This is a genomic window from Nonomuraea turkmeniaca (assembly GCF_005889735.1).
Lineage (GTDB): Bacteria > Actinomycetota > Actinomycetes > Streptosporangiales > Streptosporangiaceae > Nonomuraea > Nonomuraea turkmeniaca.
The window spans coordinates 1-11,757 of record NZ_VCKY01000081.1 but is presented as its reverse complement, the minus strand read 5'-3'; the positions used below and the strand labels follow the sequence as shown (position 1 = coordinate 11,757).

9 protein-coding genes are annotated in these 11,757 nt (G+C 68.9%); 7 read left to right on the top strand and 2 right to left on the bottom strand.

The genetic code is table 11. The features are described 5' to 3' along the window. Positions 1-41: 41 nt before the first annotated feature. The gene (locus tag ETD86_RS23575; RefSeq protein WP_138668351.1) at positions 42-1,226 is read right to left on the bottom strand and encodes an ROK family transcriptional regulator; all 1,185 of its coding nucleotides are present in this window, start codon (positions 1,224-1,226) and stop codon (positions 42-44) included. Positions 1,227-1,418: 192 nt separating this feature from the next. Between ETD86_RS23575 and ETD86_RS23570 the strand changes: the two genes are divergently transcribed. The 7 genes from ETD86_RS23570 to ETD86_RS23540 all read left to right on the top strand — a co-directional run bounded on the left by ETD86_RS23570 (position 1,419) and on the right by ETD86_RS23540 (position 11,005). Continuing rightward, positions 1,419-1,598, top strand: a complete 180-nt coding sequence (locus tag ETD86_RS23570; RefSeq protein ID WP_138668332.1) for a hypothetical protein — start codon at positions 1,419-1,421, stop codon at positions 1,596-1,598. Positions 1,599-1,600: 2 nt separating this feature from the next. Continuing rightward, positions 1,601-3,031, top strand: coding sequence for a sugar ABC transporter ATP-binding protein (locus ETD86_RS23565; RefSeq protein ID WP_211370264.1), 1,431 nt, complete (start codon positions 1,601-1,603; stop codon positions 3,029-3,031). Next, a complete protein-coding gene (locus tag ETD86_RS23560) occupies positions 3,032-4,045 on the top strand; it encodes an ABC transporter permease (protein WP_138668330.1) in 1,014 nt (337 codons plus the stop codon). Further along, entirely contained in the window at positions 4,042-4,992 is a 951-nt protein-coding gene (locus ETD86_RS23555) for an ABC transporter permease (RefSeq protein ID WP_138668329.1), read from the top strand. The genes ETD86_RS23560 and ETD86_RS23555 overlap by 4 nt, the downstream gene beginning before the upstream one ends. Continuing rightward, complete coding sequence (locus ETD86_RS23550) at positions 4,979-6,184, top strand: ABC transporter substrate-binding protein (RefSeq protein WP_138668328.1); 1,206 nt, start codon at positions 4,979-4,981, stop codon at positions 6,182-6,184. Before ETD86_RS23555 ends, ETD86_RS23550 begins: the two co-directional genes overlap by 14 nt. Positions 6,185-6,222: 38 nt before the next feature. Continuing rightward, complete coding sequence (locus ETD86_RS23545) at positions 6,223-7,056, top strand: sugar phosphate isomerase/epimerase family protein (protein ID WP_138668327.1); 834 nt, start codon at positions 6,223-6,225, stop codon at positions 7,054-7,056. A gap of 469 nt (positions 7,057-7,525) precedes the next feature. Then, positions 7,526-11,005 (top strand): ThuA domain-containing protein, encoded by a 3,480-nt coding sequence (locus ETD86_RS23540; protein ID WP_138668326.1) that lies wholly within the window; start codon positions 7,526-7,528, stop codon positions 11,003-11,005. A gap of 549 nt (positions 11,006-11,554) precedes the next feature. Here the strand turns inward: ETD86_RS23540 and ETD86_RS23535 are convergent. Beyond that, on the bottom strand, positions 11,555-11,757 hold a 203-nt coding region (locus ETD86_RS23535), incomplete at its 5' end, for a non-reducing end alpha-L-arabinofuranosidase family hydrolase (protein WP_281286952.1).

Genomic DNA, 11,757 nt, shown 5'->3' with positions numbered 1-11,757 from the left:
TTTGTCGATGGTCAAGCATAAGCATGCTCATCGCTGTCCTATCATCCGCCGCTTACGGCCATCACCGCCTGGTCCACCGCATCGGGCGCCAGCACGTGCTCGAGCACCATCACCGCCGCACCTGTGATGCCCGCGCGGTCCCCGAGCTCGCTCGCCAGGATGTCGAGGTGCTGGGTGGCCAGCGGCAGGGACCTGCTGTAGACCACCTCGCGGACGCCGGCGAGCAGGTGTTCGCCCGCCTCCGCGAGGTCGCCGCCGATGACGATGAGCGAGGGGTTGAAGAAGCTGACGACCGAGGCCAGGACCGTGCCGATCTCCCGGCCGGCCTGGCGGACGGCCTGGATCGCGGGGACATTGCCCGCTCGCACCAGCCCGACGACGTCGCGGCTGACGGAGGCGTCCTCGCCGGCCGCGCGCAGGCGGGCGGCCAGCGCGCCGCCGCCCGCCACGGCCTCCAGGCATCCGGTGTTGCCGCACCGGCAGACGACGTCCTCGAACGACGGGACCCGGATGTGGCCGATGTCGCCGGCCGCTCCCTGGGCGCCGCGATGCAGGCGGCCCCCGCTCGTGATCCCGCAGCCCACCCCGGTGCCGATCTTGACAAAGATCATGTGCTTGACCTGCGACCTGACCGCCCAGTACTCGCCGAGCGCCATGATGTTCACGTCATTGTCGACCAGTGCCGGGGCGCCGAGCCGCGCGCTCAGCCACTCGGGCACCGCGAAGCGATCCCACCCGGGCATGATCGGCGGGTTGACCGGCTTGCCGGTGTCGTGCTCCACCGGGCCGGGGAGGCCGACGCCGATGCCGCACATGTCGGCGATGCCGCGCCCGCACTCGCCGAGCAACTCGTGGAAGCTCTCGACGAGCCAGGTCAGCACGGGCACCGGACCCCGGTCGATGGGCATCTCGGCGCTGCGCTCGGCGAGCACGGTGGTCGCGAGGTCGGTGACGGCGAGCCGGGCGTGCGTCACACCCAGGTCCGCCGCCAGCACGACGCGTGCGCTCTGGTTGAAGGCGAACGTCGTCGCGGGACGCCCGCCGGAGGGGATCGCATCGTCGGTCGGTGCCACCAGGCGCTGATTGAGCAGGGCGTCCAGCCGGAGCGAGAGCGTCGAACGGGCCCATCCGGTGAGCTCGGCCAGCTCGGCGCGGGTGCGGGGCCGCCCGTCGCGCAGGATCGAGAGCAGAGCTCCTGCCCCGGTGGCCGGGCCACCGGAGCCCATCAGCGTGCTCTCACTCAACACCCGCTCCGTTCATCGGGAGGACACCTTTGGCGATCTCCTCCAGATTATGCCGCGCCGGTGCTGGCTTTTGCTTGACCGTCGACATAAGCCCGCTTAGCATCCCGCAGCATGAGGGATATAGGCCTGAAACCTGTTGATGCCCCCAGAGTGGGGATCACCGGGACAGGTTTCATGGGGCGGGTGCATGCCCGCGCCGTGCGGGTCGCCGGTGCCGCCATGACCGGAGTGCCGCACAACCACCTCCACGCCCCGTTCGCCCTCAAGCCCCTGATCTGTGAGAAGCCGCTTGCCGCCGAGATCTGCGAGGCCGCGCTCGCGTCCGCTGAGACGGGAAGGTGGACCGAGTGCTGAGCATGCGAGGCATCGGCAAGAGCTTCCTGGGCGTGCGGGTGCTGTCCGGAGTCGACTTGGACGTGACGGCCGGTGAGGTCCACGCCGTCGTCGGCGAGAACGGCGCCGGCAAATCCACCCTGATGAAGATCATCTGCGGGGTTCACGCGCCGGACGAGGGCACGATCGAGATCGACGGCCGGCCCGTCTCCTTCGGCCATCCGCTCGAGGCACAGCGTTCCGGAATCGCGATCATCTACCAGGAGTTCAACCTGCTGCCCGAGCGCACCGTCGCCGAGAACGTCTTCCTCGGACGCGAGCCTGTCAGGCGCGGCCTGGTCGACCGGGCCGCCATGGAGGAGGCGACCGCGCGGCTCCTCGACGAGCTGGGCGAGGACCCCTTCGGCCCCCGCGACGCCGTCAAGCGCCTGCCGGTGGCCCAGCAGCAAATCGTCGAGATCGTCAAGGCGCTATCAGTGAACGCCCGGCTCGTCGTCATGGACGAGCCCAGCGCCGCGCTCGCCGAGCACGAGGTCGAGCTGCTCTACCGGCTGATCGGGCGGCTGAGGGAACGCGGCGTCGCCGTGGTGTACATCTCGCACCGATTACGCGAGGTGTTCGACGTGGCCGACCGGGTCACCGTGCTCAAGGACGGCGCGCGCGTCACCACGCTCCCGATCGGCGAGGTGACCTCCGACGAGCTGATCCGCCTGATGGTGGGCCGCGACCTCGGCACCTACTTCCCGCCCCGCTCGGCGGGCGCCGGCGAGGTGCGGCTCAGCCTGCGCGGAGCGGGCAACCACAAGCTCCACGACATCGATCTGGAGCTGCGTGCCGGGGAGATCGTCGGCATCGCGGGCCTGCAGGGATCCGGCAGATCGGAGCTCGCCAAAGCGATCTTCGGCGCGGAGCCGTTCACCACGGGCGAGATGATCCCGTCGCGCCCGCGCTCGGTCCGGGAAGGCGTGGCCATGGGCATCGGGCTGGTGACCGAGGACCGCAAGGCCGAAGGGCTCGCGCTGCGCCAGTCCGTGCGCGACAACGCCCTGCTCGTCGCCCGCGCGGTGGGGGCCAAGGGCCGCGACGGCGTCCGCGATCTGCTCGAACGGGTACGCCTCTCACCTGCGCGTCAGGAACAGGAGGTGCGCTACCTGTCCGGCGGCAACCAGCAGAAGGTCGTGCTCGTCAAATGGATGACGATGGCGCCGCGGGTGCTGCTGTTCGACGAGCCGACCCGGGGGGTCGACGTCGGGGCCAAGGCCGCGATCCACGACCTGATGCGCGAACTGGCGAACGACGGCATGGCCATCATGATGATCTCTTCCGAGCTGCCCGAGCTCATCGGCATGAGCGATCGCGTCGTCGTCCTGCGCGACGGCCGCATCGCGGGCACGCTGCCGGCCGGGGCCTCCGAGGAGGCCATCATGCGCCTGGCCGCGGGAGAGGTGGCCTGAATGAACCTGCTCACGCGCGCCCGCCGTCCCGCCCGCCGCGGCCAGGCACGCGGCGGCCTGGCGGCGCGGTTGCGCGAACCCACGCAGGTGGTGTTCCTCGCGCTGCTCGGCCTGGTCGCGGTCGGCTGGGTCCTCGTCGCGCTCGACGGCGGTCAGTTCCTCACCATGGAGAGCGTCGTCGGGATCCAGCAACGTTCCGCGGCCCTCGGCATCGTGGCGATCGGGCAGACGCTGGCGATCCTGGCCGGATCGCTCGACCTGTCCGTGGCGTACCTGATCAGCCTGGCCTCGCTGGTCGCGGCGGAGATCATGGCCGGCCAGGACGGGAACATCGGGCCGGCGGTCGCCGCGGTGCTGGCCATCAGCGCGCTGGTGGGACTGGTCAACGGGCTGGTCATCACCAGGCTCCAGGTCCACGCCTTCATCGCCACGCTCGGCACCGCCCTGATCATCAAGGGCATCGTCGACCACCTGTACGACGGCCCGGCGGGCAAGGTGCCCGAGTCGTTCCAGCTCCTCGGATACTCCCGTATCGGGCCGATCCCCGTCTCGGCCCTGCTCTGGGCGGGCGTGGCCGTCGTGGCCTGGTTCCTGCTGAGCAGGACCCGGCTGGGATACCGGATCTACGCCGTGGGCGGCAACGAGGAGGTCGCCCGGCTGTCCGGGATCCGTACGGGCCGGGTCATCGTGATCACCCACGTGCTCTGCTCGGTCTGCGCCGGCATCGCGGGTCTGCTGCTCGCCGCCAGGCTCGGGGCGGGCGCGCCCACGGTGGGCACCGACGGCGGCTATGACCTGGAGTCCATCGCCGCGGTCGTGCTCGGCGGGACCGCGCTGGCCGGAGGCAAGGGCGGCGTCGCCGGAACCGTGGGCGGGGTCCTGCTGCTGGCCGTCCTGGACACCATCTTCAACCAGCTCGAGGTCAACTCCTTCGTCAAGGACGTGGTCCGCGGCGTGGTCATCGTCATCGCGGTGGCCGTCTACGCCCGGCGCGGAACAAGGCGGTCGGCATGAAGCGGGCACTTCCCATCCTCGCGGTCCTCGTGGTGCTGCTGGCCGCGATCGCGGTCGCCAACCCCTTCTTCCTGGAGCCCGCCGGGTTCCTGGCGTTCCTCAAACGGGCCGCGCCGCTGGTGATCCTCGCCGCGGGACAGTATTTCGTCATCGTCTCCGGGGAGTTCGACCTGTCGGTCGGCTCACTGGTGACGGCCGAAGTGGTGATCGCCGCGCGGCTCATCGACGGCGACGAGTCCGCCACCTGGCCGGTCCTCGCCCTGCTGGTCGTCGTCGGGCTGCTCGTCGGACTGGTCAACGGCGTGGTCACCACCAAGCTGCGGGTGCCGTCGTTCATCGTGACGCTCGGCATGCTGCTCGTCCTCAGCGGGGCGGTCTTCCTCTGGACCGGTGGCGCGCCGCGTGGCGCGCTGTCGGAGGGCTTCCGGGTCTTCGGCCGCGGGGGCCTCGGGCCGCTGCCGTGGTCGGTGCTGATCCTGCTCGCCATGGGCGCGGCGGCGATCTGGCTCATGCGCGCCGATTTCGGCAAGACCCTCATCGCCACCGGTGACAACGAGCGTGCCGCGGCACTGTCCGGGGTCCGGGTCGATCGAGCCAAGATCTTCGCCTTCATGCTCTCCGGTCTGTCCGCGGCCGTCACGGCGATCCTGCTCGGCGGTTTCGCCGGCGTCTCGGCGCAGGTGGGCCAGGGACTGGAGTTCTCCGCCATCACCGCGGTCGTCCTCGGCGGCGTGGTGCTCGGCGGCGGCCGCGGCTCCGTGCTGGCCGCCATGGCCGGGGCCGTCACGCTGGAGGCGCTGTTCACCCTGCTCAACCTGTACGGAATCTCGGGGGCGCTGGAGTTCACCGTGCAGGGCGTCATCATCATCGCCGCGGTCGCGGCGGGAGCCATCCGACTTCCCCGGAAGTTCACCCCCCGAAGAGGAGACGCACATGCCGCGTCATAAGGCCGCAGTCGCCGTGTTCACCACGCTCGTCCTCGCCGGCTGCACCACCGACAAGCCGCCGGCTGTCCAGAGCAGCGCGCCCGCCGCGAGCGCCAGCCAGACCGCTCAGGGTTCCGGCACGGGCGCGCAGTCGAAGTTCTTCGTGCAGGCGGACTTCGACGCCCAGCTGGCCATGCGCTCCCAGACGCCGCAGGGCCCCACGGACAAGCCCTGGGAACAGGCCATCGCCCCGAAGATGATCGACACAGCGAAGTACAAGAAGGACGGGCCGTACCACCTGTGTTTCTCCAACGCCGCGGTCAACAATCCCTGGCGGCAGGTCGGATGGAAGACGATGCAGGCCGAGGTCGGCCTGCACAAGGAGATCAAGAAGTTCACCGCCCTGGATGCCGAGGGCAAGGACGACAAGCAGATCTCCGACATCGCCGAGCTGCAGGCCAAGGGCTGTGACGCGCTGATCATCTCACCGAACACCACGGCCACGCTCACCCCCGCCGTGACGGCCGCCTGCGGGAAGGTGCCCGTCATCGTGTTCGACCGGGGCGTGGAGACGGACTGCCCGGTGACGTTCATCAAGCCCATCGGCGGCTACGCCTTCGGCGCCGACGCCGCCGAATTCCTGGTCGAGAAGGTGCCGGCGGGCGGGAAGGTGCTGGCGCTGCGCATCCTGCCCGGGGTGGACGTGCTGGAGACGCGCTGGTCGGCGGCGAAGGTGGTCTTCGACAAGAGCAAAGTCCAGGTAGTGGGCGTGGAGTTCACCGACGGCGACGCGGCCAAGACCAAGAGCGTCGTCAGCGACTACATCCAGCGGCACGGCAAGATCGACGGCATCTGGATGGACGCGGGCGCCACGGCGGTGGCCGCGATCGAGGCGTTCGAGGACGCCGGTCTGCCGGTGCCGCCGATCAACGGCGAGGACCAGCAGGACTTCCTGCAGAAGTGGAAGGACGCCAACCTCACCGCCGTCGCACCCACGTACCCGACCTACCAGTGGCGCACCCCGATCATCGCCGCTCTGAAGATCCTCAAGGGCGAGGAGGTGCCCGAGATGTGGAACCTGCCGCAGCCGAAGGTCACCAGCGAGAACCTGTCGACCTACCTCAAGCCCAACATGCCGCCGCTGCACTACGCGCTGTGCGGTTGTGAGGACCTGCCCGGGTTCCCGGAGACCTGGGGCGGGAAGAAGAGCTGATCGGCTCCTTCTGCGAACCGACGACGAAGAGGGACGCGATGTTCTCCATCGGAGTGAACACCTGGGTCTGGGTCTCCCCGCTGACCGACGACGACCTGGCGCGGCTCGCGCCGCGCATCGCCCGGTGGGGCTTCGACGTCATCGAGCTGCCCGTCGAGCAACCCGGCGACTGGAACCCGGACAAGGCCGCGGCGGTGCTGGCCGAGCACGGGCTGGCCGCGTCCGTGGTGCTGGTCATGCCGCCGGGGCGCGAGCTCGTGGCCGCCTCCCCGGAGACCGTCCGCGACACCCAGGACTATCTGCGGCACTGCGTCGACGTGGCGGTGACGGTCGGCTCCCCGGTGATCGGGGGGCCGGCGTACGCCTCGGTCGGCCGTACGTGGCGGCTCTCGCCGGACGAACGCCGGGGGGTCTACGCCGAGTTGCGGGAGCATCTGCGGCCCGTCCTGGACCACGCGGCCGAGCGCGGGGTGAAGCTCGCGGTCGAGCCGCTCAACCGGTACGAGACCAGTCTCGTCAACACCGTCGATCAGGCGCTCGACGCGCTGCCCGAGGACTGCCACCTGGCACTCGACGTCTACCACATGAACATCGAGGAGAAGGACCCCGCCCAGGCGGTGCGGGTCGCGGCGGATCGCATCGCGCACGTGCAGGTGTGCGGCACCGACCGCGGCACGCCGGGAGCCGACCGCTTCGACTGGCCCGGCTTCACCCAGGCCCTGCACGACGCCCGCTATCAAGGGCCGCTCGTCATCGAGTCCTTCACCGCGCACAACCAGACCATCGCCACCGCGGCCTCCATCTGGCGGCCCCTCGCGGAGAGCCAGGACGCGCTGGCCGTGGACGGCCTGGCGTACCTGCGCACCCTCTGACACGCGCCTTCCCAGCCTTGGGTTGCCGACGTACGCGCCCCGGAGCTCGGCTCCGCGCGAAGTCTGTCCCGATACAGAGTCTGAAAGTTTCATACTCATTTTGCTTTTGACTGCTGGAGATGCGACTCCGATCTTTGTCGAGTCAGGATCGGCGGAACAGCCAGATATCGTCGACGCCGCTTTCACCTGCAGATTCCCGAGATGGGCACGAGACTCTGGCTCGGCGAAAGAGAAAAGACGGGTCCTGATTCGCTGGATAAGCATGCTTGACAGTTAACTTGTGCAGGCTTATTTTCGTTCCGAATCGATCAGACATCTGTTGCATGGTCGGGCCCCGGCACCCACCGCGCCATCCACCGACCATGGCGTCCTCGCCGCACGACCGGCCCGGCGAGCCGAGACGACGCATGCCTTCCCATCGCCACCCGGCAACTCCCACCGTTGCCGGTAACCCCTCAGGAGATCCTTCATGCGAAGATCACGCCTGTTCTCCGCCCTGGCCGCGGCCCTGTTAGGGCTGTTGGTGTCCTCGGCGCCGCTGGCGGCGCACGCGGCCGCTCCGCAGTTCAAGGTGCTGCTGTTCACCGAGACGGCGAGCGGCGCCTACAGGCATGACTCCATCCCCGCCGGTGTCGCGATGTTCCAGCAGCTGGCGACCGACAACAACTTCCAGGTCGACCGCAGCGAGGACTCCACCGTCTTCACGAGCGCGACCCTGAACACCTACGACGCGGTGATCATGTTCCAGACCAGCGGCATGGTGTGGGACAACGACGCCCAGCGTCAGGCCTTCCAGGCGTATGTGCGCAGCGGCCGCGGCGTCGTCGCCATCCATAACGCCACCGACATGAACATCGAGACGCAGTTTCCCTGGTGGGACCAGGTCGTGCTGGCCGGCGCGCACATGACCGCGCATTCGGCGACCGTGCAGGGCACCGCCAAGGTGGCCGACAAGGTTCACCCCTCCACGAAGGGGCTGCCGGATCGGTGGGTGCGTACGGAGGAGTGGTACAACTTCGACAAGAACATGCGGGGCTCGGTGCACGTCCTGGTGACCGCGGACGAGACCACCTATGACGCGGGGCCGAACAAAATGGGCGCCGACCACCCGATCTCCTGGTGTCACAACCCGGAGGGCGGCCGGGTGTGGGCCACCGCGATGGGCCACCAGGCGTCCTCCTACTCCGAGCCGCAGTTCAAACAGCACCTGCTGGGTGCGGTGCAGTGGGCGGCGGGCGCGGCGCCGGGTGACTGCGGCGGCACGGTCGCGGCCCGGTTCCAGAAGGTGACCCTCGACGGCGCACCGGACCAGCCGATGGAACTGGACGTGGCCGCCGACGGCAGGGTCTTCTACATCTCGCGCTCCGGCAAGGTGAACATGATCCCCGCCAATGGCGGGGGCACGCGCGTCATCGGCACGCTGTCGGTGTACGACGGCGGCGAGGACGGCGGCATCGGGCTGGCGCTGGATCCGAACTTCGCCACCAACGGCTGGATCTACGTCAACTATTCGCCGTCCAATGGCGGTGAGGTGAACCGGGTATCGAGGTTCACCTTCAACGGCACCAGCCTCGACCTGGCGAGCGAGAAGAAGATCCTCGAGGTTCCGGCGTACCGCAACGTCGACGAGCCCGGCCACACCGGCGGCTACCTCGCGTTCGGGCCGGGCGGGAACCTGTACATCGGCCCGGGTGACGACACCAATCCGAATGGGTCCAGCGGGTACGCCCCGATCGACGAGCGGCCGGGCCGGGAGCACTACGACGCTCAGCGGTCCTCGGCCAACACCAACGACCTGCGCGGCAAGATCCTGCGCATCCACCCCGAGCCCGACGGCACCTACACGATCCCGTCCGGCAACCTGTTCGCGCCCGGCACCGCCATGACCCGGCCGGAGATCTACGCCATGGGCTTCCGCAACCCGTTCCGCTTTGCGGTCGACAAGGTGACGGGCTGGATCTCGGTGGGTGACTACGGCCCCGACGCGGGCGCCGCAAGCTCCACCCGTGGTCCCGAGGGCACCGTGGAGTGGAACCTGATCAAGCAGCCGGGTTTCTACGGCTGGCCGTACTGCGTCGGCAACAACATCCCGTTCAACGACTTCAACTTCGCCACCAACACCTCCGGCGCGAAATTCAACTGCTCAGCACCGGTCAACAACTCGCCCAACAACACCGGCCTGAGCAATTTGCCCGCGGCCAAGCCCGCGACCGTGTGGTACAACTACCACGCCTCGGCCGAGTTCCCCGAAATCAACTGCTGTGGCGGCGCCGCCCCGATGGGCGGCCCGTTCTACCGCCACGACCCGGCCAGCAGCTCGGACCGAAAGTTCCCCGCGTATTTCGACGGCACGCCGTTCTTTTATGAATGGAGCCGCAACTTCGTCAAGGAGTTCCCCCTGGACTCCTCGGGCAACCTCCTGAAGATCAACCCCTTTGTGGCACAGCTCGCCCCGCGTGCGCCGATCGACATGAAGTTCGGCCCGGACGGCGCCCTGTACATGGCCGACTGGGGCAACGGCTTCGGCCACGCGAACACCGATGACAGCATCTACCGTGTCGACTACGTGGCCGGAAACCGCGCGCCCCTGGCCAAGGCGAGCGCCAACCCCGACTCGGGCGCGGCGCCCCTGGCGGTGGCGTTCTCCTCGGCCGGCTCAGCCGACCCCGACGGCGACGCGATCACCTACGCGTGGGACTTCGGCGACGGCGGCACCTCCACCAGCGCCAACCCCTCCCACACCTACAACACCAACGGCACCTACACGGCCAAGCTGACCGTACGGGACTCCGGCGGGAAGACGGGCAGCGTCACGTTGCCCATCGTCGTCGGCAACACTCGTCCCAAGGTGGCCTTCTCGGCTCCGCCCAACGGTGGGTTCATCGACTTCGGCGACCAGGTGGCCTACACGGTCAACGTCACCGACGCCGAGGACGGCGCCGCCGACTGCACCAAGGTCAACGTGATCACGGCGCTCGGCCATGACCAGCACACCCACGACACCGGCCAGTACACCGGTTGCTCCGGGACGGTCACGACCACCGCCTCCGGCCATGACGAGGCCTCCAACGTCTACTACGCACTGTCCGCCGACTACACCGACAAGGGCGGCCTGGAGGGCAGCGCCGGCATCACCCTGCAGCCCAAGCACAAGCAGGCCGAGCACTTCACCGGCTCGACCGGAATCCGGATCGTCGACGAGCCCGGAGCCGAAGGCGGCAGGCGCATCGGCGACATCTCCAACAATGACTGGATCTCCTTCAATCCGATCAACCTGTCCGGGATCGACACGGTGTCCTTCCGCGTCTCGGCGCCGTCCAACACCGGGGCGTCCATCGAACTGCGCGCCGACTCGCCGACCGGGGCCCTCCTCGCCTCCAGCCCCGTGCCGGCGACCGGGGGATGGAACACCTACGTGTCGCTGCCGGCGGTGCAGGTCACCGACCCCGGTGGCACCCGCAATGTCCATGTCGTGTTCAAGGCGCCGTCCGCGAACTCGTTCGACGTGGACTCCATCACCTTCAACGGCAGGGGCGTCGGGCAGGGGGACGGCTCGCCCGGCAGCACGAGCGCGCTGCGGGGTGTGGGGTCGAACCGGTGCCTGGACCTCAACGGAGCGTCGCAGACGAACGGCACACAGGTGCAGATCTGGGACTGCAACGGGCAGCCGAACCAGCAGTGGACCTCCACCAGCGCCGGTGAGCTGCGGGTGTTCGGCACCAAGTGCCTGGACGTGAACGGGGCCGGGACGGCGGACGGCACCGCGGTGATCATCTGGGACTGCAACGGGCAGAACAACCAGAAGTGGCGCCTCAACGCCGACGGCAGCATCACCGCCGTCGGAGCGAACAAGTGCCTGGACGTCAGCGGCGCCGGCACCGCCAACGGCACCAGGGTGCAGATCTGGGCGTGTAACGGCCAGAACAACCAGAAGTGGATCCGCATCTGATCCCCATGTGACGCCCGAACCCTGGAGCCGGCCCGCTTTCCTGCGGCCGGCTCCAGCGTCCTTGCCGTGACCCAACGGCATGTGAGGCATTTCGCGTGCTCGTACGTCTCGTCACACACCGTCCGGACCCGGCAGCCAGGAGACCAGCTCTGCTTTCTCCCAGCCGCCCAACATCCAGAACTGAAGGGGCGGTTGTCGTGCAGGTTGGCCCTCGCGCTCCAGCCGTAGTGGTGGATCGTCATGCTGGGGCCTCGCGGCGCCGGTAGTGGCACGCACGGGCGCGGGCCTGGTGACGGCAGTCCGTCCGGGCGGCTTCCCTCCGAACCAGTGACGGAGGGGCGGCCTGGACCTCCGGGCCGCCCGTTACGGCGAGTATGAGGTGCGATTCACCAGGGCAGCCGTAGGGTCCTGGGCGCGGCGGATGCTCCCAGACGCCGTGCCCAGGACCCGGCTCACACGGTGATCAGCAGGGGCCTGATGTCCCCCGCGCGGGCTCGGCCTCGCACCGGGCCCGCCACGCCGGAACCGATCCGGAATCGTGTCATGCCGTTAGCGCTGCAGGGTCAGCAGGCCTGGCCGGTAGGGCAGGAGGCCGTAGTCGCCGCCGGAGTTGGGGCTGCGTCCTTGGTAGAGCAGTTGCAGGTTGCAGGGGTCAACGGTCATGGTCTGGTCGGCGCTGGTGCGGATGAGTTCGCCGTGGCTGATGTCGTTGGTCCAGGTGGCGCCGCTGTTGGCCTTGCCGGCGAAGGGGT